At 60.9% G+C, this 22,552-nt stretch carries 19 protein-coding genes and 1 pseudogene; 4 read left to right on the plus strand and 16 right to left on the minus strand.

Annotated features, from left to right (window positions below; genetic code table 11):
* Positions 1-266: 266 nt before the first annotated feature.
* A complete protein-coding gene (locus tag B9Q17_RS08055) occupies positions 267-692 on the plus strand; it encodes a thioesterase family protein (RefSeq protein WP_022989316.1) in 426 nt (141 codons plus the stop codon).
* 6 nt (positions 693-698) lie between these two features.
* On the opposite strand, the gene B9Q17_RS08060 is transcribed toward B9Q17_RS08055, so the two are convergent.
* The 5 genes from B9Q17_RS08060 to B9Q17_RS08080 all read right to left on the minus strand — a co-directional run bounded on the left by B9Q17_RS08060 (position 699) and on the right by B9Q17_RS08080 (position 6,768).
* Complete coding sequence (locus B9Q17_RS08060) at positions 699-2,021, minus strand: MATE family efflux transporter (RefSeq protein ID WP_244177345.1); 1,323 nt, start codon at positions 2,019-2,021, stop codon at positions 699-701.
* A 324-nt stretch (positions 2,022-2,345) separates the two neighbouring features.
* On the minus strand, positions 2,346-2,846 hold the full coding sequence (tpx, locus tag B9Q17_RS08065; protein WP_094624821.1) for a thiol peroxidase: 501 nt from the start codon (positions 2,844-2,846) through the stop codon (positions 2,346-2,348).
* A gap of 97 nt (positions 2,847-2,943) precedes the next feature.
* The gene (locus B9Q17_RS08070) at positions 2,944-4,161 is read right to left on the minus strand and encodes a Bcr/CflA family multidrug efflux MFS transporter (RefSeq protein ID WP_094624822.1); all 1,218 of its coding nucleotides are present in this window, start codon (positions 4,159-4,161) and stop codon (positions 2,944-2,946) included.
* 222 nt (positions 4,162-4,383) lie between these two features.
* Positions 4,384-5,295: a LysR family transcriptional regulator gene (locus tag B9Q17_RS08075; RefSeq protein WP_094624823.1), complete on the minus strand. Its 912-nt coding sequence runs from the start codon at positions 5,293-5,295 to the stop codon at positions 4,384-4,386.
* 321 nt (positions 5,296-5,616) lie between these two features.
* Positions 5,617-6,768 (minus strand): alpha/beta fold hydrolase, encoded by a 1,152-nt coding sequence (locus B9Q17_RS08080; RefSeq protein WP_094624824.1) that lies wholly within the window; start codon positions 6,766-6,768, stop codon positions 5,617-5,619.
* Between the two features lie 182 nt (positions 6,769-6,950).
* Here B9Q17_RS08080 and B9Q17_RS08085 point away from each other — a divergent pair, with 182 nt between their 5' ends.
* Entirely contained in the window at positions 6,951-7,844 is an 894-nt protein-coding gene (locus tag B9Q17_RS08085; protein ID WP_094624825.1) for a 1-acylglycerol-3-phosphate O-acyltransferase, YihG family, read from the plus strand.
* Between the two features lie 14 nt (positions 7,845-7,858).
* On the opposite strand, the gene B9Q17_RS08090 is transcribed toward B9Q17_RS08085, so the two are convergent.
* The 10 genes and pseudogenes from B9Q17_RS08090 to folE form a co-directional block, all read right to left on the minus strand.
* Positions 7,859-9,844 carry a ribonuclease R family protein gene (locus B9Q17_RS08090; RefSeq protein ID WP_094624826.1) on the minus strand — a complete coding sequence of 662 codons (1,986 nt, stop codon included), beginning with the start codon at positions 9,842-9,844 and terminating at the stop codon, positions 7,859-7,861.
* Between the two features lie 71 nt (positions 9,845-9,915).
* A complete protein-coding gene (locus B9Q17_RS08095; RefSeq protein ID WP_094624827.1) occupies positions 9,916-11,634 on the minus strand; it encodes a sensor domain-containing diguanylate cyclase in 1,719 nt (572 codons plus the stop codon).
* A 135-nt stretch (positions 11,635-11,769) separates the two neighbouring features.
* Positions 11,770-12,219 carry a DUF411 domain-containing protein gene (locus B9Q17_RS08100; RefSeq protein ID WP_036220175.1) on the minus strand — a complete coding sequence of 150 codons (450 nt, stop codon included), beginning with the start codon at positions 12,217-12,219 and terminating at the stop codon, positions 11,770-11,772.
* Between the two features lie 126 nt (positions 12,220-12,345).
* The gene (locus B9Q17_RS08105; RefSeq protein ID WP_094624828.1) at positions 12,346-14,958 is read right to left on the minus strand and encodes a heavy metal translocating P-type ATPase; all 2,613 of its coding nucleotides are present in this window, start codon (positions 14,956-14,958) and stop codon (positions 12,346-12,348) included.
* A complete protein-coding gene (locus B9Q17_RS08110; protein WP_022990344.1) occupies positions 14,958-15,395 on the minus strand; it encodes a MerR family transcriptional regulator in 438 nt (145 codons plus the stop codon). Before B9Q17_RS08110 ends, B9Q17_RS08105 begins: the two co-directional genes overlap by 1 nt.
* A gap of 163 nt (positions 15,396-15,558) precedes the next feature.
* Positions 15,559-15,879 carry a hypothetical protein gene (locus B9Q17_RS08115; protein WP_094624988.1) on the minus strand — a complete coding sequence of 107 codons (321 nt, stop codon included), beginning with the start codon at positions 15,877-15,879 and terminating at the stop codon, positions 15,559-15,561.
* A 51-nt stretch (positions 15,880-15,930) separates the two neighbouring features.
* Positions 15,931-17,397: pseudogene (locus B9Q17_RS08120) on the minus strand (putative bifunctional diguanylate cyclase/phosphodiesterase); the annotation flags it as partial.
* A 323-nt stretch (positions 17,398-17,720) separates the two neighbouring features.
* Positions 17,721-18,158, minus strand: a complete 438-nt coding sequence (locus B9Q17_RS08125) for a CoA-binding protein (RefSeq protein ID WP_094624829.1) — start codon at positions 18,156-18,158, stop codon at positions 17,721-17,723.
* A complete protein-coding gene (folX, locus tag B9Q17_RS08130) occupies positions 18,159-18,551 on the minus strand; it encodes a dihydroneopterin triphosphate 2'-epimerase (RefSeq protein WP_022990348.1) in 393 nt (130 codons plus the stop codon).
* 23 nt (positions 18,552-18,574) lie between these two features.
* On the minus strand, positions 18,575-19,144 hold the full coding sequence (folE, locus tag B9Q17_RS08135; RefSeq protein WP_022990349.1) for a GTP cyclohydrolase I FolE: 570 nt from the start codon (positions 19,142-19,144) through the stop codon (positions 18,575-18,577).
* A 175-nt stretch (positions 19,145-19,319) separates the two neighbouring features.
* On the opposite strand from folE, the gene B9Q17_RS08140 reads away from it, so the two are divergent.
* Positions 19,320-20,243, plus strand: a complete 924-nt coding sequence (locus B9Q17_RS08140; protein WP_058342100.1) for an alpha/beta fold hydrolase — start codon at positions 19,320-19,322, stop codon at positions 20,241-20,243.
* On the opposite strand, the gene B9Q17_RS08145 is transcribed toward B9Q17_RS08140, so the two are convergent.
* The gene (locus B9Q17_RS08145) at positions 20,200-21,315 is read right to left on the minus strand and encodes a GGDEF domain-containing protein (RefSeq protein WP_094624830.1); all 1,116 of its coding nucleotides are present in this window, start codon (positions 21,313-21,315) and stop codon (positions 20,200-20,202) included. The genes B9Q17_RS08140 and B9Q17_RS08145 overlap by 44 nt on opposite strands.
* Before the next feature lie 147 nt (positions 21,316-21,462).
* On the opposite strand from B9Q17_RS08145, the gene B9Q17_RS08150 reads away from it, so the two are divergent.
* On the plus strand, positions 21,463-22,545 hold the full coding sequence (locus tag B9Q17_RS08150; protein ID WP_094624831.1) for a patatin-like phospholipase family protein: 1,083 nt from the start codon (positions 21,463-21,465) through the stop codon (positions 22,543-22,545).
* The last annotated feature ends 7 nt before the right edge of the window (positions 22,546-22,552 follow it).

Below are 22,552 nucleotides of genomic sequence, written 5' to 3' on the forward strand. Positions count from 1 at the left end.
TCAAAAGGTGCGCGCACGGGGTCTGGGCGGGGATTGGCGGTAGGCCTTCCAAAACTGTGCGGAGCCATGGATGGCGGAGCCCAAGCGTCACATGGATGTGCCGAAGGAGCGTGTTTTGGAAGGCCTACCGCCAATCGCCGCTTACACCGCAATATCAAGCGCAGGGATACAAAGCAAGATACCCGAATAACCCGCAGGATGAGAAGGGACAAAGGTAGGAGTATGATGCAGCCCCAACACCAAAGCGCAAACCAAGGATCCCTGCCGTGGCCAGAATCAAACTCGAATTCCCGGACAACGCCTTCTGCTTCGAAACAAGGATGCCGGTCAGAATCACCGACATCAACGGCGCCAACCACCTGGGCAACGACGCCCTGATCTCCATGCTCTCCGAAGCCCGTGCACAGTTCCTGGTGGAATACGGCGTTGAAGAAGGCGGCGAGGACGGCTCAGGCATCATCGTCACCGACCTGGCGACCATGTACCAGGGCGAATCCTTCTACCCGGACATGCTGCGCTTTGAAGTGGGCCTCATGGACTTCAACAAATACGGCGGCGACTTCGTATTCCGGGTGACCAAGGCCGACAGCGGCCAGCCCGTTGCCCTGGCCAAATACGGCTTTGTGTTCTTTAACTACAAAACCCGCGAAGTCACCCCCATGCCCGAGAGCTTCCGCGCCCGCTTCGCCTGAGCTGCATCATGCGGGCCGGCGCAGCCGGTTCATACCTTGCCGGTACAGGCTATAGGCCATGGCACCGGCCAGCAGGTTGCCAATCAGCGCGCCGGTCATCAGGCCGGTCAGCCCGGATACCTGCCCGCCAATCCAAAGCAGCGGCAGGTAGCAGGTAAACAGCCTCAAGGTGGAAATCAGCAGCGCCCGCATGGGCATGCCCAGGGCGTTGTTCACCGACACCATCAGAATGCACACTCCCAGCCCGCTGTAACTCAGCGGCACCCGCAGCAGATAGCTCAGCAGAGTGTCCTGTACATCGGCATCCGGGCTGAACAGGGTTGATACCACGCCCGAGGCGCCCAGCCACACCAGCCCGATAAACAACTGCCAGCCCAGGATAAAGCGCACGGCAATACGCACCAGTTTGCGGATATTCTCCAGCTCACCGGCCCCGAGCATACGCCCGATCATCGGCGGCATGGACATGGTCAGCGCCAGCACCACCACAATGGAAAAAAACTCCAGCCGGGTACCCAGGCCCCAGGCCGCCACGGCGGCGGAACCAAAGCTGGCCACCAGGGCGGTGGCCAGCATGGCCGAGATGGGTGGCATCAGCTGGCTGACCATCGCCGGGGCCATGATGCCACCCAGCTGGCGGACAGCCTGGGCCAGTTGCAGCTGGAGCAGGTCAAAGCGCAGCCAGGCCCGTTTGAGCAAGGTGGGAAACACAATCAGGGCGCCGATGCTGAACGCGGTGATGGTAGCCCAGGCGGCACCGGGCAGGCCCCAGCCGAAGACAAAGATATACAGCGGATCCAGGGCGATGTTGAGCAGGCTGGTGATGATCATCATGTAGCCGGGCAGGCGGGTGTCGCCGTTGGCCCGGCATACGGCGTAGCTGAAGTACACCATGGCGCCGGTCCAGGCCGACAGCAGCCAGGGTGCCCAGTATTCGCGAATCACCGGGCGCAGGGCCTGTTCGGCTCCAAGCAGGTCCAGGATCACGCTTTGCAGTAGCCAGACCGACAGGCAAAGCGTCAGCGCAAGGCCGGCGCCAATGGCGATCACCAGGCCGCCGAGGCGCTGGGCGCGCAGGTCTTCGCCCTGGCCGAGGGTTCGGGAGATGATGGCGGTGGTGGCGATGCCCAGGCCCACGTACATGCCGCTGACCAGTTGTTGCATGGGCACGGTGAAGCCCAGGGCTGCCAGTGGGTCCCGGCCAAGTTGGCCGACGAAGAAGCTGTCGGTGAGCTGGAAGGTCATCAGGGAGAGCACGCCGAACAGCATGGGCCAGGTCATGTGGTAGAGCTGGCGGCCCAGGGAGGCGTTTTGCAGGTTTTTGTGCACGTCGAGTTGGGTGCCTTGGTTCTGAGTGTGGCGGGATTCTAACAGGTCTGGCTTTTGGTGCATGCAAAGGGGAGGGGATGGCTTTCCAAAACACGCTCCTTCGGCACCCCTGCGGGGTCCGGCCCGCAATCACAGATTGCGGTCGCTCAGTTGTCGCATGAAGCTTCGCTTCATGAGCGCTCGGCTGAGCCCATGTGACGCTTGAGCTCCGCCATCCATGGCTCCGCACAGTTTTGGAAAGCCATCCCCTCCCCTTCGTCCCAGCACTGGGGGGAAACCGCCATCACTCCAGAGCGAGAGGCGGTTCGGTCGGGGCTGGGGGTATCAAAGTACTTTCAGCGCCGCATCATAATCCGGCTCGTTCTTGATCTCGCTGACCAGTTCGCTGTGGATAACTTTGTTATTTTCGTCCAGAACCACTACCGCACGGGCGCACAGGCCGGCGAGGGGGCCGTTCTGGATGGCTACGCCGTAGTCTTGCTGGAAGGCGTAGTTGCGGAAGGTGGACAGGGTTTCCACGTTGTCCAGGCCTTCGGCGCCGCAGAAGCGGGAGGCGGCGAAGGGTAGGTCGGCGGAGACGACGAGGACGACGGTGTTGTCGAGGCCACCGGCTTTTTCGTTGAATTTTCGGGTGCTGGCGGCGCAGACGCCGGTGTCGATGCTGGGGATGATGTTCAGGATTTTGCGCTTGCCGGCCCAGTTATCGAGTTTCACTTCTTCCAGGCCGCTGCTGGTCAGTGTGAACGGGGCTGCGTTGTCACCGGACTGGGGGAATTTGCCGTCGATTTCGATGGGGTTGCCGTCCAGGGTTACGTTGTTCGCCATGGTTTGCTCCTTGCTGATTGGTTTCGGGAATTTGTACTTACTCTATGTAGCCTAGTTTGGATGAGTTTTCATCCATGCGGTTTGTGGGGCTATTCGTTCAGGAGCTGGCGTTCTGAGTTTTAAAGTCTTGTGCCGGGTAGCGTTGCACCATCAGAAGGTAGCCGAGTAAGCCGAGGGCGGCGAAGCCGGCGATGAGGGTGGCCATGACCATCGGGGTGTCGTCGTGCAGCAAGCCTACCAGGGCACCGGCTCCGGCGGCGCTGGTCATCTGGGTGAAGCCGAGCAGGGCCGAGGCGGAGCCGGCCATTGTAGGGTGGTTAGCCAGGGCGCCGGCCATGGTTTGAGGTAGCACCATGCCAGTTCCGGCCATGAACACGGCCTGGGGCAGGATGACTGCCCAGGGGCTGTATACCTGCTGGTAAGCCAGCAGGGCCATGGTGGCGCCGGAGGTGACGGTGATGATCAGGCCGTAGAACAGGATCTGGTCCGGCTGGAAACGGCTGGCCAGGCGGATGGAGGCCATGTTACCGAGCACGTAACCGCCGGCGGTGAGGGCGGTGTACAGGCCGAAGTGTTCCGGGGCCACGCCAAGTACGTCGATCAGCACGAAGGCGGAGCCGGACAGGAAAGCGAACAGGCCGCCGTAGATGGCTGCACTGGTGAGGGTGTAACCGATAAAGGTCCTGTCGGTGCTGATGCGGCGGTAGTTACGCAGCAGGCTGCACAGGCGGAACGGCTGGCGGTGTTCGGGGCGCAGGGGTTCCGGGATGCCAAAGGCGATGACGGCGACCATGATCAGAGCGTAGGCGGCCATGACGATGAAGATCCAGTGCCAGTCCATAAAGGCAACGATAAAGCCCCCGAGCGTCGGCGCGATGGCCGGCGCCAGGGCCATCATGCCGGCGAGCAGGGCGAGGATTTTTGTGGCGTCTCTGGGAGTGTAAACGTCTCGCACGATGGCGCGTGCCAGTACCGGGCCGGCGGAGCCGCCCAGGGCTTGCAGGAAGCGGAACAGTTGCAGGGTTTCGATGTTGCTGGCCAGGGCGCAGCCGACACTGGCGAGGGCGAACAGCAGCATGCCGCCGATCATCACAGGCTTGCGGCCAAAGCGGTCGGCCAGTGGACCGCAGACGAGCTGGGCGAGGGCAAAGCCAATCAGGTAAATGCTCAGGGTAAGCTGGACCTGATCGGTGCCGGCGCTGAAATCGGCTCCGATCTGGGGCAGTGCCGGCAGATACATATCAATTGCCATGGGCGCGAGAGCCACGGCAGCCGCCAGCAGAATGGTTGTCCAGATACTTGTTAGTGCTAGCACATTTGTTCCTGACTTCGGTGGAGTGTCAGGTTGGGGGACGGCTTTCCAAAACCTTGCGGAGCCAGGGATGGCGGAGCAGAGCGTACAAGGATGTATTCACAGCGTGTTTTGGAAAGCCGTCCCCCAACCTGACAAGCGACATGTGAAGCGGAAGTCTAGGGCGATCAGTCGGGAAAAATAATGGCCTGAGCTTTCATGCAATATATGAATGAAATCGATTAATTAAGCGTGCAAGCCATTCATGGTGGCGGCCACCGAATTCACCTGGTTACGAACCCAGCGGTGGGCGGGGTCGGTCTGGTGGCGGCGGTGCCAGAGCATGAGCAGGGTAAACGGGTTGTACTGGAACGGCAGCGGCACGTACTCGAAGTCCCGCATCAGGCCGTTGCTCATGCGTTCGGGGGCGGAGGCGAGGAGGGTGGTGCCTTTGAGGAACGCCGGTAGCCCGGAGAAGTTGGACACCGTCACCGCGCTGTGCCGGTTCATGCCGCGGGCTTCCATGGTGCTGTCGAGCCCTGGCTTTTCGCCGGTGGCGAACAGCACGGTGATGTGGTCCGCGGCCATGTACTCCTTCAGATCCGCCGGCGCTTGTCGTTCGTTCTGGTCGTAAAACACCACCATCCGGTCCGCCATCAGCCCGCGCTGCATGATGTCTGTGGCCTCCGGCGCGAACGGACTGATCACCAGGTCACAGGCCTCCTTGCGCAGCAGATCGGCATTGGGAATACCGGAGGGAATCACCTGCAAATGAATCCCCGGCGCCTGCTCCCGCAGAGTCCCGGCCAACCCCGGCAGCAACAAATCCCGCTGATAGTCGTTGGCGGCAACGGTAAACGTAAACTCCGCCGTCGCCGGATCAAACGGCGGCCCCGAAGGCAGCGTGCGCACATCGTCCAGCAACTGCCGGATATGAGGCCCGGTGCGCAAGGCATAGTCCGTAGGCACAATCCCCCGCCCGGACTTCACAAACAACGGATCCCCGAACGCCTGCCGAAGCCGGTCCAGGGTATGACTCACCGCCGACTGACTAACCCCAAGCCGAACCGCCGCCCGGGAAACACTCCCCTCGTCCAGCACAGCCAGAAAGGTCACCAGAGACCGCAAGTCCAGGTTCAATATATCAATGGATTTCATGGATGGAAGTGTAGGGCAGGAAAGCCCCCAAGTCATCGTTGTAAGACCAGAACCACAGGTAGTAAGAAGAGCAGGAAGGCTCTAAAGATGTCGGCGGAGGCAGGTAGCAGGGGGGAGACTTTCCAAAAATGTGCGGAGCCATGGGTGGAGCGCGCTAGCGCTTCACGGGCTGGCCAGGGATGGCCTGCCCAGGACTCTCTGTGCGACGCAGGAGCAATTAGCACTGAGAGGCGGAGCAGAAGCGCCACAAGGATGTGCCGCAAGGAGCGGTCTTTGGAAAGTCTCCCCCCTGCTACCTGCCGGCAATCTCCAAAACTCAATTCAGTCAGACCGAACCGAAAGCCACTCCGCAAGCTCCAACCATGAAGCCCGCGGCGCCTTGCTCCCAGCCAGGATCCCCATATGCCCACCCGGCGCCACCCGGAAGGTCTTGTCCGCAGAGCTGACATGGTCCATCACCCGCTTCGCCGCCCCCGGCGTCGCCAACGTATCCTCCTGGCCGGCGATGGCCAGTAAGTTGGCATTCACATTCTCCAGCCGCGCAAAATCCTCACCGATCTGAATTCGCCCCTTCGCCAGCTGGTTATCAATCCACACCCGCACCACCGTGTCCTGAATCACCCCGCCCGGGTAGGCCACCATCCGGTCCAGGAACGCCGACGTCGTGGCATGGTTAGTCACAAACTCCCGATCACCCAGGCGCACCAGCAGCTCCCAGTAACCCATCACACTGCCCACCGGATTGGTCAGCTTGAAGCCGATGGTATTGGCCCAACCAGGCGTGTAGAACCAGTGGGGTTTCAGGTCATGCAGCTTGAACCCGGTGCGCTTGCGCACCACCTCCGCCACATCGGCAATGCGCTGGTACATCCAGCCGATGGCGCCCGAGGCATGGCTGTCGATGGGCAGGCCCAGCACGATGGCGTTGCGGATATGCTGGTCTTTGCTTAAGGCGGAATAGAACAGGGTGAACATGCCGCCCATACTCCAGCCATGCAGCGACAACTCCTGCTCGCCACTGTGGTCGCGCACCCGGTTCAGGTAGGCCGGCAGCAACTCCGCCACATAGGTGTGCATGTTGTAGTGGGTGTGTTCCCGTTTCGGGATGCCCCAGTCAATCAGGTACACCTCGAAGCCCTTGGCCCGCAGGAACCGCACCAGGCTGCGCTGGGGGAAAAGATCGTAGATCAGCATATTCACCGCCAGTGGCGGGATGATCACAATCGGGGTGCGGTGGGTTTTCCGTTCCACCGGAATCACCATGCCGTCCAGCTCGATGAAGTCTTCCTGCAGCGGCGGGTAATAACGCAGGCTCACCAGGCCGTCACTGTGCAGGGTTTCGAAAGGGGTTTGCCCGGCCTGTACCAGGCTGGCGGCGCGGAACACCCGGTCAAAGGCATTGCCGGCGTAAAGTGCACCCTGCCGGGTGAGGCCGGAGGCGGTATTGCGGACCGTTTTCAGAACACTGGGCATGGGCCTTCCATTATCGACTGCTGTTCAGGGAATGGGGTAAGGATAGGGTGGCGGTGGTGCCGGCACCATGGCAAATCCGTCACAGATGACCGGCGCAATGGTCACTTCGGGCCACTGCCCAAGTGCCCCGGTGATTGCTATGATGCAGGCCTTCGGAACCAACAACCTACAACAGGACTACCATGCTGAGTTTTCTGCCTGCGCCCCTGATCGGCATTCTCAATTCCATTCTGCTGGGTATCAATACCCTGTTCTGGTGCCTGCTGTTGTACATTCCGGCTATCCTGAAACTGATTGTTCCCCACAAGGGCTTCCGGGTGCTGTGCACCAAGGCTATTATCTGGGTGTCGGAATCCTGGGTGGCCTGCAATACCGGCTGGATGAAACTGACCCAGGGTACCCGCTGGCAGGTGACCGGTGCGGAAAACCTCAAGCGCGAAAGCTGGTACCTGGTGTTAAGTAACCACCAGAGCTGGGTGGATATCCTGGCCATGCAGCGGGTGTTCAACCGCAAGGCACCGTTTCTGAAGTTCTTTCTCAAACAGCAGCTGATCTGGGTGCCAGTGATCGGCCTGGCCTGGTGGGGCCTGGATTTTCCGTTCATGAAGCGCTACAGCCGGGAGTACCTGATCAAGCATCCGGAAAAGCGCGGTGACGACCTGATTGCTACCCGCAAGGCCTGCGAGAAGTTCCGTTATACCCCGGTCAGCGTGATGAACTTTGTCGAAGGCACCCGCTTTACCCAGGCCAAGCACGACAAACAGAAATCACCCTACCAGCACCTGCTGGTGCCGAAGGCCGGCGGAGCGGCGTTTGTGCTGGATGCCATGGGCGACTCCATCGACACGCTGGTCGACGTCACCATTGCCTACCCCAACGGGGCGCCCACTTTCTGGGATTTCATCTGTGGTCGGGTGCCGGAGATCCAGCTGGATATCAGTACCCGGAGCATTCCTGAGCACCTGAAAGGGCGGGACTACTCCAGCGATGCCGAGCATCGCCGGAATATGAAAGACTGGCTGGGCGAACTCTGGCGCGCCAAGGATGAGCGCCTGTCCAGAATGCTGGAGAAGTAAGTAAGAGGGCGGCGTCAGCCGCCCTCTTTGTCTGTACCAGTGGGGATTTCTTCGACGCTCAGCAGCTTGAAGTTGATCTGCCGGCGCTCGTCGTCCACCCCGGTAAAGCTCACGGTTACGCGCTGTTCCAGCTGGAAGATGCGGCCGTTCTTGTTGTGCACCAGGCGCAGGGTGACCGGGTCAAAGCTGAACTTGCCGTCCAGGTCCTTGCAGCTGACAAACCCTTCCAGGCCGTTGCAATCCAGCCGCACAAAGAAACCGGAGGGCATGGTGCGGCTGATGGTGCCTTCCATGGGGTCTTCCGGCAGGGTCTTGGCGTAGTCGGCCTTCAGCCAGGTTTCCAGGGTATTGGCGGCCTGGCGAGCGCGGAACTGGGTATTCTGCAGGGCTTCCAGCTGCTGGCTGTTCAGGGCCTTGATGGGGCAATCCCAAAGCGCGGCCTTGATCAACCGGTGTACATAGAAATCCGAGAACTTGCGCAGCGGTGAGGTAAAGGTGGTGTAGGCGGCCAGCCCCATACCCTGGTGGGGCGCGGCTTCAAAACCCAGCTCTGCCCGGGCCAGCTGGCGGGACAGAATGGATTTAACCGGTACTTCCGCTTCCAGTTGCTCGGTGTGTTTCATCAGGGCCTTGAAGCCTTCGGCGGTGCTGGCATCGTGCTCAGCCAGGTGCGGCGCGTAGCCTTCCAGCAGCTTGCGGATGTTGTCGGCCCGATCGTCCCGCAGGCCCGGGTGCTGGATAAACAGCCCTTGCCCCTGCTGGTTCAGGAAGTCAGCGGCGCAGCGGTTGGCCGCCACCATGCACTCTTCCACCAGCCGGTGTGCTTCGTTCTGGACCGCAGGCTCGATCAGCCGGATGCGCTTGTTCTCGTCCAGCCGCAGGCGGAATTCCGGCCGGTCGTTGCTCAGCAGTGCGTGTTCGGCGCGCCATTTACGCAGGGCGGTGGCGGCCTGGTGCAGCTGGTCCAGGCTGTTGGCCACCGCGTCCGGCAGGGCCTTGATATCGTCGTCTTCCCGGCCTTCAATCAGGTGCGAGACCAGCTCGTAGCTGAGCTTACCCTTGGAGCAGATCGTGGCCTGGTGAAAGCTGTAGTCACCCAGGCTGCCATCGTTGTTCACCTGTAGGTCGCACACCAGCGCCAGCCGGGGTACATCCGGCATCAGTGAGCACAGGCGGGTGCTGATGGTGTCTGGCAGCATGGGCAGCGGCTCGCCCGGGAAGTAGATTGCCGTGGCCCGGTTGAAGGCTTCTTCCTCGGCCGGGCTGCCCGGTTCAATCATCGCCGTCGGGTCGGCAATGGCAATGGACAGGGTCCAGCCGGTGGCGTTGGGTGTGGCCATCAGGGCATCGTCCATGTCCTGGGTGCCCGGGCTGTCGATGGTTACATAGGGCTGTGCGGTGCGGTCTTCGCGGCCATCGGTATGGGCGGAAACAGACTCTTCGCCCAGGGCATCGGCCTGCTTCTGCACTTCGTCCGGCCAGGCGTCGGCCAGGTCGAAGTTGGCCAGGGTGAAGGCCCGTTCGATGCCCGGCTCACCGGCCTTGCCGATAACCCGAAGTACCTTGGCCTGGCCCTTGCCGTCCTTGAACGGGTGGCGATGAATCTGGCAGTAGATGAAGTCGTCCGGCTGGGCGTTCATGCGCTCTTTCGGCGGAATGAAGATCCAGCGGTTGATGCCCGGGGTTTCCGGCGCCACAAAGTGGCCCTTGCCCTTGATCAGGTAACGGCCCACGAAGGTGGTCAGGTGCGATTCCAGAAGCTCGTCCACCACGCCCTGGGTTTTGCCCTTTTCCACTTCCTGTTCGGTAACGTTTACCCGGTCGCCGGGCAGCACCTTCTGCATTTCCTCGGGCGGCAGGAACACGTCCCGTCCTTCATCCAGGGCCACAAAGCCGAAGCGCCCGTTGGTGGGCTTGACGGTACCCGGGAAGACCACCTTGTTCTGCTTGATATCGGTTTTCAGCTGGCGCAACTGATTGAGAGCGTCGGCATTGAGCATGGAGAAATAACCTGGCTAAAAATGTGTGATGCAGCGGAGTATAACGGTTCTGCCAGAGGGAGTCAGATCTGTCAGGCCGGATGAAAGGCTTCGCCCGTCGGCGAGAGGATGCAGACCCGGTTCCGGCCTTTTTTCTTGGCTTCGTACAGGGCCCGGTCGGCAGTGCGCAGCAGGGTATCGAAATCTTCACCAGGCTGGCAGTAATAGCCGCCCACGCTGATGGTAACCGGTGTTCCGCTACGCTTGCTTTCCCGCTCGACACCGGCGCGAATACGGCAGGCAATCTGCTCCAGTGTGGTGGCATCGCACGGTGACAGCAGTACCACGAACTCGTCACCGCCCCAGCGCCCGGGGTGGTCATAAGGCCGAACAGCCGCTTTCAGCCAGAGTGCAACCCGACACAGGATCTGGTCACCGGCCTGGTGGCCCTGGCTGTCGTTGATGGCCTTGAAGTGATCAATGTCCAGCCATAGCAAGCCGAAGCCTTTTTGCTCCCTCTCAGCGCGTTGAATCTCCTCATTCATGGCTTCGTCGAGCCCCCGGCGGTTTTTCAGGCCGGTCAGGGCATCAACCCGGGCCAGGCGCTGCAGTTCCTCGGTGCGTTGCGCCACCTTCTGCTCAAGATCGCGGGTGGTATCCCGCAGGGAATGGGACATCTTCTCGAAATGGTCTACCAGGCGGCCAATCTCGTTGTCTGGCTTGGGCAGGTAGGGCAGGTCAAAGCGGCCGTCCCCTAACCGGTGCACGGCTTCCTCAAGGCTGACCACCGGCCGCAGGATACGGGACTGGATGATCAGGTGGAACAGCACCAGTGTCACCAGAAGGCTGACCAGGAACACCGATATCAGCGGCCAGAGATAGCTTCGGGGAATCAGCGCATCCAGGTCGAGCAGGGTAATCTCGAACCAGCCGATGGCGGGCAAAAAGGCTACGCCGGCGAGGTGTTTGCGACCGTCCACCGTAACGAATCCGCTTTCTACCGCGCCGTATTCGCCATTGCGCTGTTTTAGAAGCTGCAGCATGCCGAGAATTTGCTGTTTGTCCTGGGGGTCTTCGAACAGCAGGTCTACGGTGTTCTTCTGGCCTTCCGGTTTGATGATGGTGGCAAAGTCGATGTAGTTGCGATCCCGGTAGAGCTGGATGGCACCGTTGTAGTCCACGAACAGGGTGGTGATGCCTTCCTGGCCGATATCGACTATGTCTTGCAGAAAGTCGTCCAGGTTCAGGCCGGTGCCGACCATGCCGACGATGTTGTTGTCTTCGTCACGCATGAGTGCGTCGATCCATAGCTTGGTAACGCCCAGCTCGGTGTCGGGATTGACGTTCAGGTGAAAATCCCGGCCTTCCTCGATCAGCTGGAAAAACCAGGTGTCATCGGGCTTGTCCGGATTCAGGGTATAACGATACTGGTTGCCGGCGTAGTCGTTGTCAGCGTTGTTGTAGTAGTAATGGCCGTTACCACGCAGCGCCACAAAGTAGCTGTTATCGCGGAAGTTGCTGCGGAAGCTCTCCATCTGACGGATGGCCTGGGCTTTCAGTTTCGGGTCTTCCGGTGACCGGGCCCACTGAATCAGGGCCGAGGAACTGGCCATCTGCCGGGCCAGCCCGATTTCCCGTTCCAGGGACTGCAGCAGCCGGGCGCTGTCGTAGCGCACCTGGATCTCGGCCACCTGCTGGCCCCAGCGCTCAATAATGTCTTCCGATAACGCCCGGTAGGCCAGCCAGGAAGCGGTACCTGCCGCGACGATCAACAGCGCAGCCAGCCCGAGAATGCGGGTTTTGAGGCTCAAAATGTTTCCTTGCCAGTATTGTTCTGAATCCATGTTCCATCATAGAACAGTGCGGGGCTGTCGTGTAGAAAAAATAGGCAGATTTCGGGCGCAGGTGTGCAACCTGCGCCCGACACAGCCCCGAAGGGCGAACCATCAGTTGTGTTGATTAAAGATCCGGGTCTGGCCCTGTTCATTGAACAGAATCACCTTGTAGTGATCTTTCCGGTCGCCCATTTCCATACCCGGAGAGCCTGCCGGCATGCCGGGCACGCTCAGGCCGGTAGCTTTGGGTGCCTCGGCAAGCAGGCGCTTGATATCGTCTGCCGGTACATGGCCTTCAATCACATAGCCGTCCACAAAGGCGGTGTGGCAACTGCCCAGGCCCGGAATCAGCCCGGCTTCGGCCTTGATCTTGCCCATGTCGTTACTGTTGGTGGCGGTTACCTCGAAGCCGTTCTCTTCCAGATGGTCGATCCAGTCGCCGCAGCAGCCACAGGTGGGCGATTTGTATACATGGATGCTCTGGGCGGCACCGCCAGCCAGGGCGGTTGTGGAAAAACCCATTGCAGCAATCAGGCCAAGGGCCAGGGTGTGTTTTTTCATGGCGGTTACCTCAGTGTTGGTGTTCTTCGTTATTGCCAGATTTTCTGCCAGAGCCGGGCAGCCAGAACCACCAGACAATGGCGGCCATCAGGGCGACTCCTGTGGCATTGACCAGAAACGCTGCCATCAGTTCTGCTCCCTTTTTTCAGACGAGTGTGCCGGTTTGTGGCTGGTCTTGAACAACCGCAGCCGGTTGGCGTTGGTCACCACGGTGACCGACGACAGTGACATGGCGGCGCCGGCCAGGATCGGACTCATCAGGATGCCCCAGACAGGGTAGAGCAGGCCCGCAGCCACCGGAATACCCAAGGAGTTATAGATGAAGGCGCCGAACAGGTTCTGGTGAATGTTCTTCACCGTCGCCCGGGAGATCTCGATAGCGTCCGGTACCCCGTGCAGGGAGCCGCGCATCAGGGTGATCGATGCGCTTTCAATGGCCACATCGGTACCGGTGCCGATGGCAAAGCCGACATCGGCCGCCGCCAGTGCCGGGGCATCGTTGATGCCATCGCCGACCATGGCCACGGTGTAGCCTTTGCCCCGCATTTCGCTCACCACCTCGGCCTTGTCCTCGGGCAGCACCTCGGCCCGGTAGTCATCGATGCCAGCCTTGGCCGCAATGGCTTTGGCGGTGGCGTCGACATCACCGGTGACCATCATCACCTTGATGCCGGCGTCGTGTAGTCGCCGGATAGCGGCTTCGGAATCCGGTTTGATGGCATCGGCCACGCCGATAACACCCAGCACTTGTTGCCCTGATGCGAGGAACAGCGGTGTGCCGGCTTCCCGGGTAATGGCTTGGGCGGCTTCATTCAGGGCGTCTACAGACAGCCCTTCGGCTTCCAGCCAGCGCCGGTTACCCAGACGCACTGTTTCGCCGTTAAATTCACCTTGAACACCTTTACCGTTCAACGCTTCAAAGCCGTTGACGGCTTCCACGGAGACCTCATCTTCTTTGGCACGCGCCAGAATCGCCTCCGCTAAAGGGTGCTCGGAATGCTGCTCCAGCCCGGCGGCCAGCGCCAGCAACCGGTTTTCATCGCCATCGACGGCATGCACCCGGGTGACCGCCGGATGGCCTTCGGTGATGGTGCCGGTCTTGTCCAGAATCACCAGGTCAATCTTGCCGGCGGTCTGCAGGGCATCGCCCTGGCGAATCAGGGCACCGTACTCTGCTGCCTTGCCGACACCGACCATCACCGACATGGGCGTGGCCAGGCCTAACGCACAGGGGCAGGCAATGATCAGTACTGTGGTGGCGGCCACCATCATGTGCACTACCGCCGGCTCCGGCCCGACGTTGTACCAGACCAGCGCCGACACTACGGCAATCAGCATCACCGAGGGCACGAACACGGAAGAAATCTTGTCCGCCAGCCGCCCGATGGCAGGCTTGGAGCCCTGGGCCTTCTTCACCAGCTTGATGATCTGCGCCAGCGCGGTCTCGCTGCCTACCCGGGTGGCTTCATAGATAATGGAGCCGTGGGTGTTCAGGGTACCGGCGGAGACCTCATCGCCTTCGCCCTTGCTCACCGGCATGGGCTCACCGGTCAGCATGCTTTCATCGATACGGGTGGAGCCCTCGGCAATCACCCCGTCTACCGGTAGCTTCTCGCCCGGGCGTACCCGGATGCGATCGCCTTTCTGCACGTCTTCCACCGGAATGTCCTGCTCCTGGCCATCGCGGATCACCCGGGCCGTCTTTGCCTGCAAATCCAGCAGCCGGCGCACCGCCTCCGAGGTCTTGCCCTTGGCCCGCAGCTCCAGCGCCTGGCCCAGGTTGATCAGGCCGATAATCATCGCCGAGGCCTCAAAATACACATGCCGCGCCATCTCCGGCAGCGCCTCCGGCACACTGGCCACCACCATCGAATACAGCCAGGCGGTACCGGTACCCAGGGCAATCAGCGTGTCCATATTGGCGTTATGGTGTTTGAACGCCTTCCAGGCCCCGGTATAGAAATGCCCGCCAGTGGCAACCATCACCCCCAGGGTGAGAATACCCAGATTGATCCAGGTAAGCTGATTGGCCTCGGTCACCATCATCGACCCGAAGCCCATGCCCCAGATCATCAGCCCAAGGCCCAGCCCCAGACTGATGGCCATCTTCACCAGCAGCACCTTGTACTGCTTCTTGTCCTCTTCCTGCTTGCGATCGTCTGCCGCATCCGGGTCTTCAATCACCCGCGCGCCGTAACCGGCGCTCTCCACCGCATTAACCAGCGCCTGCGGGTCGGCATCTCCGCTGGCGGTGGCGGTGTTATCCGCCAGGTTCATATGGGCATGGGTTACCCCGGGCACCGACATCAGGGCTTTCTCGATAGAATTCACACAAGACGCACAGGTCGCCCCGGTCACCGCCAACACCACCGCATCGCCATCGGCCGGCACCTCAGTTGCGCTCGCAGCCTCTGCTGCCGGCTCATCCGGCTTGTGGGTTTCTTCCTGCGCCTTGCTGCTACAGCAGGACGTGGTTTTCTTCGACGCACAACAGCTGCCGGACTCCGCCCCCGGCTCGGCAATGGCCTCTGCCGGATACCCCGTCTCCGTCACAATCCGCGCCGCCTCGGCCACATCCACGCCCTCAGGCAGGGCCACCGTCTGTGCCTCGAGATTCACCTCAACCAGCTCGGTACTACCGGCCAGCGGCTCCAGGGCATTGCGAATCTTCTTCGCACACCCCTGACAAGACGCCCCGGAAATCGACAGTGCTGTTCTCAGAACCGGTGCTTCACCCATCACTCACTACTCCCACAGCAAGACCCGGCAGAAGGATCATCCCAATGCTCGATCAACCGACAAATCGTATGCCCATCCGGCGTCCCATCCGGCATCTCCTGCCAGGCCGACAACGCCGACACCATCCGCTTGCGCAACAACTGCAACTCCGCAATCTCCCGCTCAACCTCCGCCAGCCGCTGCGTAAACACATCCCGCACCATCGGGCAGGGAGAATGATGGTCATCCGCCTGCTCCAGAATCTGCCGGATCTCCGGCAACGAAAAACCCAGCTGCCGCGCCTTCCGGGCAAACCGCAACCGCCGCAGATCCTCGGCATCATAAAGCTGATAGTTGTTATCCGGATTCCGCACCGGACGCAGCAGACCTTCCCGGGTGTAGAACCGGACGGTATCCGGGTTAACCCCGGCGGCGGTGGCGATTTCTTTGACTTTCATAAGCAACGTCCAGCGTTCAGGAAGCAGGGTTTTGAATCCACGAATCAAGTCAGCGGAGTGCTGGTGCGGGGCTACCCCCGTGCCAGCGCGGCAAACTCACTACGTTGAAGGATAGACTAAAACCTGTGACCAACTCACAGGTCAAAGGTTTCAGAAAAGGAAATCAGGAAGAGGAATTTTTAGAGCGAAGAAACACACCACAAGACTTGCACTGATCAGGCGCCATCAGCTTCGCCTGCCAACCGATCTTCTCGCCACAGGCCGGACACCGAAGCCGAAGCTGAAGCACAACAATCGGCGCCACCAGCAACGCCAGCAACACCCCCAGTGAACCCCAGTCATCGCCGGAAGAAATCCCCAGCTGACTGCTGAACACCAACACCACAATCAACGCCACAAACGCGAAGACAAAATAATTGCGATTCCACCGCTCCCAGCGGCGAAGCTTCGCATCCTGCTCCGGAGTCAGATACCTGGCAGACATAACAACCACCCGAAAAGAATTTACCGGAAGTTTGCAGCCAGCGGCAGGCAATTACAATCGGGAAATGGCCGGCTCACGGGCGAATGGTGCTTCCACCATGATGGAACTCTCCAGCTCCTCCGGCGGCACCGGATGATTGATCAGGAAACCCTGGGCCAAGTTGCAGTGGTGCCGGCGCAGGAAATTCAGCTGGTCCCGGGTCTCCACACCCTCGGCCACCACCCGGATGCCCAGGTTGTGGGCCAGGTTGATCACCGCCCGGGTAATCACCGCATCATCGTGGCGGCTGGTCACCTCGGTGATAAACGACCGGTCAATCTTCAGCATATCCACCGGGAAATCCCGCAGGTAGCCCAGCGACGAATAGCCCACCCCGAAATCATCAATGGCCAGGTGCACACCCAGCTGGTGCAACTGGCGTAGCTGATTGAGGTTGTGCTCGATATTCTGGATGAAAATCTCCTCGGTCAGCTCCACCTCCAGCATGGCCGGGTCCACCTGCTCGGCCAGCAGGGTGTCCCGGATATGGGCCACCAGGGACTCATCGTCCAGCTCCCGGCCCGACAGGTTGACGGCAATCCGGAGGTTTTCGCAGGGCGTGCCTTTCCAGCGCGCCAGCTGGCGGCAGGCGGCCAGGACCACCCAGCGGCCGATCTCGGTAATGCGGCCGCTTTCCTCCGCCAGGGGAATGAACTCACAGGGTGCCAGCAAGCCCCGGCGCGGGTGCTGCCAGCGAATCAGTGCCTCGACGCTGGTCACCTCGTTGGAGTCCAGGTCGAGCTGGGGCTGGTAGTACAGAACGAATTCGTCATTGGCCAGGGCCTGGCTCAGATCCTTGTCCAGTTCCAGCCGCATCACCTCCCGGTCCTGCATGCCTTCCATATAGAACTGATAGGTGTTGCGGCCCTGCTCCTTGGCCCGGTACAGGGCAATGTCGGCGTTGCGCAGCAGGGTGTCGGCATCCAGGCCGCTCTGGGGATACAAGGCCACGCCCATGGTGGCGGTAATGCAGTGGCGCTCGCCCTGAACCTCGAACGGCTCCTGGAAGCACTGGCTGATTTGCCCCAGCAGATGAATGACATCATCGATATCGTCGACCTGTTGCTGGCACACCATGAACTCGTCACCGCCGGAATAAGCCACCAGTACCAACTCGTCGCTGAGGCGGTTCAGCCGTTCCGACACGCTAATCAGCAGTTCGTCGCCAAACTGGTGGCCGAGGGTATCGTTGAGCATCTGGAAGCGGTCAAGGTCGAGCAGGATCAGCGCTGCCTGGCGCATCTGCCGGTCGGCAATGCCGAGGGTATGGGCCAGGTCTTCCATAAAGAAGCGGCGGTTGGCCAGGCCGGTGAGGGTGTCGGTGGATTCCAGCCGTTCCAGGTCTTTCTGCACGGCTTTGCGCTGGTCGATCTCCCGCTCCAGCTCTTTACGGGTTTTCAGCAGGGCCTGGTTGCGCCGGAGGATGGCCTGGACCAGCACCGTGGTCAGGCTGGTGAGCAGCCCGAGCAGGAACAGGCTGGCGAAGATAATCCGGACGTGACGGCTGTCTTCCTCGATCAGCCCGCTGCGCAGCCAGAAGCCGACGGCCAGGAATACCATCAGAATTAGCACAGGGAACGCCGGGCTCATCAGAGCACGCACGATCGGTTTCAAGGCTGTGTCATTGCCCGGCATACTTCTCAACCACATGGCTCGGCCAATCTTATGATTATTATGGGACCACGGATCACCCCCCGAAGGGGGTGCGGATACAATCGCTGCAGGCTAGGTTATGACAGGCTGGGCAAACGGGTAACAGTTGTTCGCCCAAACTGTGACAGGCCTCTTGGTTCGAGCGGGAATCAGCGGCCGGATGCGGGTGTGGCAATGCCCAGTTTCGGAATTTCCTGCTTCGGGCAGCGGTCCATGACCACTTTAAGCCCTGCGGCTTCCGCCCGGGCAGCACCGTCTTCGTTGATCACGCCAATCTGCAGCCAGAGCACCGGGATTTTCTGTTCGATGGCCTGGTCGATCACCGCATCGGTGCGCTCCGGAGCCAGGAACAGGTCTGCCATGTCGACTGGCTCGGGCAAGGAGGCCAGGTCGGCATACACGGTCTCGCCGAGAATTTCCTGGCCGGCCAGTCTCGGGTTTACCGGAATCACCCGGTAACCGTGGCCTTGCAGGTTTTCCATCACCTCATGGGAGGGGCGGTTGGTTTTCTCGCTGGCGCCCACCAGGGCAATGGTGCGGACGGTCTCGAGAATTTCGCGAATCTGTTCAGGGCTGTTACGGGACATTCAGAGTTCCTTGTGGGTTTCACGACGGGCTTCAAGGCAAACAGAAACCGACTCCGCATAGCGTAGCGCATGGGGCTTGTCGATCTCGACACTGGCCCAGTTTACCGCCTTGTGTTCCATCACAATAGCCAACACTTCGTGGGTCAGCCGCTCCAGCAGGGCAAACCGGTTGCCATCCACGTGGCCGATGATCTGCTTGGTGATGGTGCGGTAATTGAGTGCGGCGGAGATCTCGTTCTGTTCGATGGCCTCGGAGGCATCGTAGGTCAGGCAAACGTTAATCACCACATCCTGCTGGTTGTTGATCTCTTCATCCTTGATGCCGATGTAGGCGCGCAGCAGCAGGTTTTTGATGCGGACACGGGCCAGGTGGTCGCCGGTTACGTTTGCCATGGGTTCTCCTGTCGTACGTGCTGTCAGTGGTTACTGCTGATCAGGTTCAGAAACTCGGTACGGGTTGCCTGGGATTTGCGGAACTGCCCCAGCATCATTGAGGTCTTCATACGGGAGTTCTGCTTCTCGACACCGCGCATCATCATGCACATGTGCTGGGCTTCGATCACCACCGCCACGCCCTTGGCGCCGGTGACGCTTTCCACGGCTTCGGCAATCTGGCGGGTCAGGTTTTCCTGGATCTGTAGCCGGCGGGCGTACATATCCACAATGCGGGCGAACTTGGACAGGCCCAGCACCTTGCCCTGGGGCAGGTAGGCGATGTGGCACTTGCCGATGAAGGGCAGCATGTGGTGCTCACACATGCTGTACAGTTCGATGTCCTGCACCACCACCATTTCGTCCATGGCAGATTCGAACACGGCGTTGTTCACCAGGTCCTGAAGGTCCTGCTGGTAGCCCCGGGTCAGGAACTGCATGGCCTTGGCGGCGCGCATGGGGGTGTCTTTCAGTCCTTCGCGTTCGGGGTTCTCGCCCAGGCCGTCAAGGATGGAGTAATAATGACCGGCCAGGTCATCGAGGGGTAGAGTCATAATGGTTTCCGGTAGTCTGTGCCTAACAAGGGCCAAAGCTTAAGGGAATTCGGGTCGTATCTCCATGCTTTACGATACCCCGGCCGGAACAGACCAGTGCGCTGCCGGCCGGGCTATGGCCGTTGCTGGCGCTTTCATCTAAAGTGACAGGCTTGGAATGTGTCAGGGATCTGCCATGGAACAGCTTACGACCGGGGCTGGCGTTTCCGCCGCCGGTAAACAGGACATATCGACCCTGGATGGCTGGCAGCAGGCCGGCAAATGGTTCAGCTACGGCGGCCACGCTATATTCAGCCGCATGGCCGGCCAGGGTGAGCCGCTGGTGTTGCTGCACGGTTTTCCGACCGCCAGCTGGGACTGGAGCCGGGTGTGGCCTATGCTGGCCCGGCACTACAACCTGCTGACCGTGGATATGCTGGGTTTCGGGTTTTCCGACAAGCCCCGCAACTACCGCTACAGCATTGAAGACCAGGCAGACCTGGTTCAGGGCTGGATAGAAGGCCTTGGCCTGCCTGGCATTCACCTGCTGGCCCATGATTACGGTTCCACCGTGGCCCAGGAACTGTTGGCCCGGGACCAGGAAGGCGGCCTTGGTTTTACCGTCGACAGCCTGTGCCTGCTGAACGGCGGCATCTTCCCGGAAGTGCACAACCCCCTGTTAATCCAGCGCGTATTGGGCAGCCCTTTAGGCGGACTGATCAGCCGGGGCCTGACCCGCAGCATGTTCGAGCGCAACTTCTGCCGGCTGTTCGGCTCCCGCAACCCTCCGGGCCAGCAGGAGATGGACGAATTCTGGCACCTGCTGACCTACAACAACGGTCGCGGCATCCTGCATGAGCTGATTCACTTTATGGAGGAGCGGCGGTGCCACCGTAACCGCTGGGTGGGGGCACTGCAGAATGCCCGCCAGCCGATGCGGCTGATCTCGGGCACGGCGGATCCGGTGTCCGGTGCCGGTATGGTTCGGCGTTACCGGGAACTGATTACCGATGCAGATGTGGTCACCCTGAGAAATGTGGGCCATTACCCCCACTTCGAGCAGCCCTGGGATGTGTTTACGGCGTATCGGGCGTTCCGGAAGCAGCCGGGCCTGAGCTGACCGGTTGCAACGGTGCCGGTGACCGCTGCCATGGCTCCGGCGGCATCGGGGGCTGCCGGCTGGCTGGCGCCAGCACCACCTGGTTGCGGCCCCGGGCCTTGGCTTCATACAGCGCCTGGTCGGCGCGGTTGAGCCACACAGACCAGGTTTCACCCCGTTCGACTTCGGCAATGCTGGCGCTGGCGGTTACCCGGATGTCGTCCAGAAATGGCCGGGCGCTGATACTGGTCAGTAATTGCTGGGCCAGGGTATGGCCGTCTTTCTGTCGGGTTTCCGGCAGCACCACCATGAATTCTTCGCCGCCGATGCGGAACAGCTGGTCGTTCTGTCGCAGCCGTTTGCGCACCCTGCCGGCCATTTCCTTCAGTACCCGGTCGCCGGCCAGGTGGCCCCACTGGTCGTTGATGTTCTTGAAATAGTCCAGGTCGATCAGCACCAGGCTGGACACCCGCTCATAGCGCTCCCGCATCTGGATCTGGCTGTTCAGCACATCGGCCAGTTGCGAGCGGTTCAGGCAGCCGGTGAGTGGATCGGTGGTCGCCAGCCGGGTCAGTTCCTGCTGCAGACGCCCCACCAGCCAGGCAAAGATCATGGCAAACAGACAGCTGAGCCCGAGCGAAAAGGTAATGCGCCAGAAGTCCGCCTCGGGGAACTGCAGGAACGACACCACCGCCATAACCGCGACGAAAATGACGTTGCAGACGATAGCTTCCTTGATGGGGAGCAGGAAGAACAGGGCGATGGCCGCCGGATAGGCCCAGTACAGGCCGGCGTGGCCGTTGATGGCCGTGGAGTAGGCCGCGCAGACGACAGCCAGCAGGGGGAACAGCCGGCCTTTCAGAAAGTAGGTGTTGCGAAACCGCAAAAACAGCAGGACCAGTGCGGCATTGGCGCAGAAGAATACCAGCAGGGCCGACAGCAACAAATTGCCGTGCTGCCACTGCACCATCACCAGCGGGGCAACGGCAATAAAGGCCCAGAAATGCAGGTGGTACACCAGCTGCCGTCGAAAACCCAGTACCGCCAGGGTAGGGTTGGTGTTTGCCGTCCCCGGCGGGGCAGATTGATTCACCGCTTGCTCCTGCTGCAGTCCTGCTTCCTTGGAAGGTTTTCGATCGAGTCTAGCACGCAGATCCGGCGTGCCAAGGAAAAAGCCGGTTTTCTTGGCTGCTGCAGCCCGGGTTCGTTAAACTCCCCGCACTTCCAGAGGAACAACAGAATGACGGCAATACATATCAAACAGCCGGCGTTGACCATTCGCGTTGGACGGCGGGCACTGAACCGGTTGCAGCAAAAGCCGCTGGGGCCGGAAGACGTACACGTTATTCCCGGTGCTGCCGGTGGCCCGAAAGCCCTGGGCCTCAGCGGCCTGGATAAAGCGATCTTTGGCGACTGGCTGCCCCGTGTGGAACAGGAACGGGCGCTGATCGGCTCGTCGATCGGTAGCTGGCGCTTTGCGGCGGTGGCCTCCTCCGACGACCCCCGGGCCCAGCTGGCAAAGCTGGCGGAGCTATACACCAGCCAGCGCTTTGCCAAGGGCGTCAGTGCGGCGGAAGTGACCCGCAAGAGCATCCTGTTCCTGGAGGAGTTGCTGGGTGGCCGTGAGGATTACCTGCTCAACCATCCCTGGTACCGCCTGAATGTGGTGGTGGTGCGCAGCCGAGGCTTTCTGGAGCACGACACCCGGGGCCGGCTAGGCCTGGGGCTGATGAGTGCCATCAGTGCCAATATGGTAAGCCGCCGGCATCTGGGCCGTTATATGGAACGGGGCATTCTGCACGATGGCCGGGTACGGGCACCGGTGTCGAAACTGGTGGATTTTCCCAGCCATGAAGTACCGCTGACCCGGGAAAACCTGCTGCCGGCGTTGCTGGCCTCTGCATCCATTCCGCTGGTGATGTCCGGTGTCCGCAACATTCCGGGTGCGCCGGAGGGGGTGTATCGGGATGGTGGATTGCTGGATTACCACCTGGACCTGCCCTACGAGCAGCCCGGGGTGATTCTTTACCCGCACTTCACCGACAAGGTGGTGCCCGGCTGGTTCGACAAGACCCTGCCCTGGCGCCGGGGTGACGCGACCCGGCTGCAGGATGTGCTACTGGTGTCACCGTCCCGGGAGTATCTGGACAGCCTGCCGAACCGCAAACTGCCGGACCGCAAGGATTTCGAGAAATACCTGGGCGATGACGAAGATCGTGAACGGGACTGGCGCAAGGCCATCGCCGAGAGCGACCGGCTGGGTGACGAGTTCCTTGAACTGCTGGAAACCGGTCGCCTGATGGACCGGCTCCAGCCGCTTTGACCGGCGG

Source organism: Marinobacter vinifirmus (assembly GCF_002258215.1).
Classification (GTDB): Bacteria; Pseudomonadota; Gammaproteobacteria; order Pseudomonadales; family Oleiphilaceae; genus Marinobacter; species Marinobacter vinifirmus.

What these genes read in the sequence shown, in the direction of transcription:
- tpx (WP_094624821.1), bottom strand. Translation starts at nt 2,846, where the DNA reads ATGGCGAACAACGTAACCCTGGACGGCAACCCCATCGAAATCGACGGC.
- B9Q17_RS08075 (WP_094624823.1), bottom strand. Translation starts at nt 5,295, where the DNA reads ATGAAATCCATTGATATATTGAACCTGGACTTGCGGTCTCTGGTGACC.
- B9Q17_RS08080 (WP_094624824.1), bottom strand. Translation starts at nt 6,768, where the DNA reads ATGCCCAGTGTTCTGAAAACGGTCCGCAATACCGCCTCCGGCCTCACC.
- B9Q17_RS08085 (WP_094624825.1), top strand. Translation starts at nt 6,951, where the DNA reads ATGCTGAGTTTTCTGCCTGCGCCCCTGATCGGCATTCTCAATTCCATT.
- B9Q17_RS08090 (WP_094624826.1), bottom strand. Translation starts at nt 9,844, where the DNA reads ATGCTCAATGCCGACGCTCTCAATCAGTTGCGCCAGCTGAAAACCGAT.
- B9Q17_RS08100 (WP_036220175.1), bottom strand. Translation starts at nt 12,219, where the DNA reads ATGAAAAAACACACCCTGGCCCTTGGCCTGATTGCTGCAATGGGTTTT.
- B9Q17_RS08105 (WP_094624828.1), bottom strand. Translation starts at nt 14,958, where the DNA reads ATGGGTGAAGCACCGGTTCTGAGAACAGCACTGTCGATTTCCGGGGCG.
- B9Q17_RS08110 (WP_022990344.1), bottom strand. Translation starts at nt 15,395, where the DNA reads ATGAAAGTCAAAGAAATCGCCACCGCCGCCGGGGTTAACCCGGATACC.
- B9Q17_RS08115 (WP_094624988.1), bottom strand. Translation starts at nt 15,879, where the DNA reads ATGTCTGCCAGGTATCTGACTCCGGAGCAGGATGCGAAGCTTCGCCGC.
- B9Q17_RS08125 (WP_094624829.1), bottom strand. Translation starts at nt 18,158, where the DNA reads ATGTCCCGTAACAGCCCTGAACAGATTCGCGAAATTCTCGAGACCGTC.
- folX (WP_022990348.1), bottom strand. Translation starts at nt 18,551, where the DNA reads ATGGCAAACGTAACCGGCGACCACCTGGCCCGTGTCCGCATCAAAAAC.
- folE (WP_022990349.1), bottom strand. Translation starts at nt 19,144, where the DNA reads ATGACTCTACCCCTCGATGACCTGGCCGGTCATTATTACTCCATCCTT.
- B9Q17_RS08140 (WP_058342100.1), top strand. Translation starts at nt 19,320, where the DNA reads ATGGAACAGCTTACGACCGGGGCTGGCGTTTCCGCCGCCGGTAAACAG.
- B9Q17_RS08150 (WP_094624831.1), top strand. Translation starts at nt 21,463, where the DNA reads ATGACGGCAATACATATCAAACAGCCGGCGTTGACCATTCGCGTTGGA.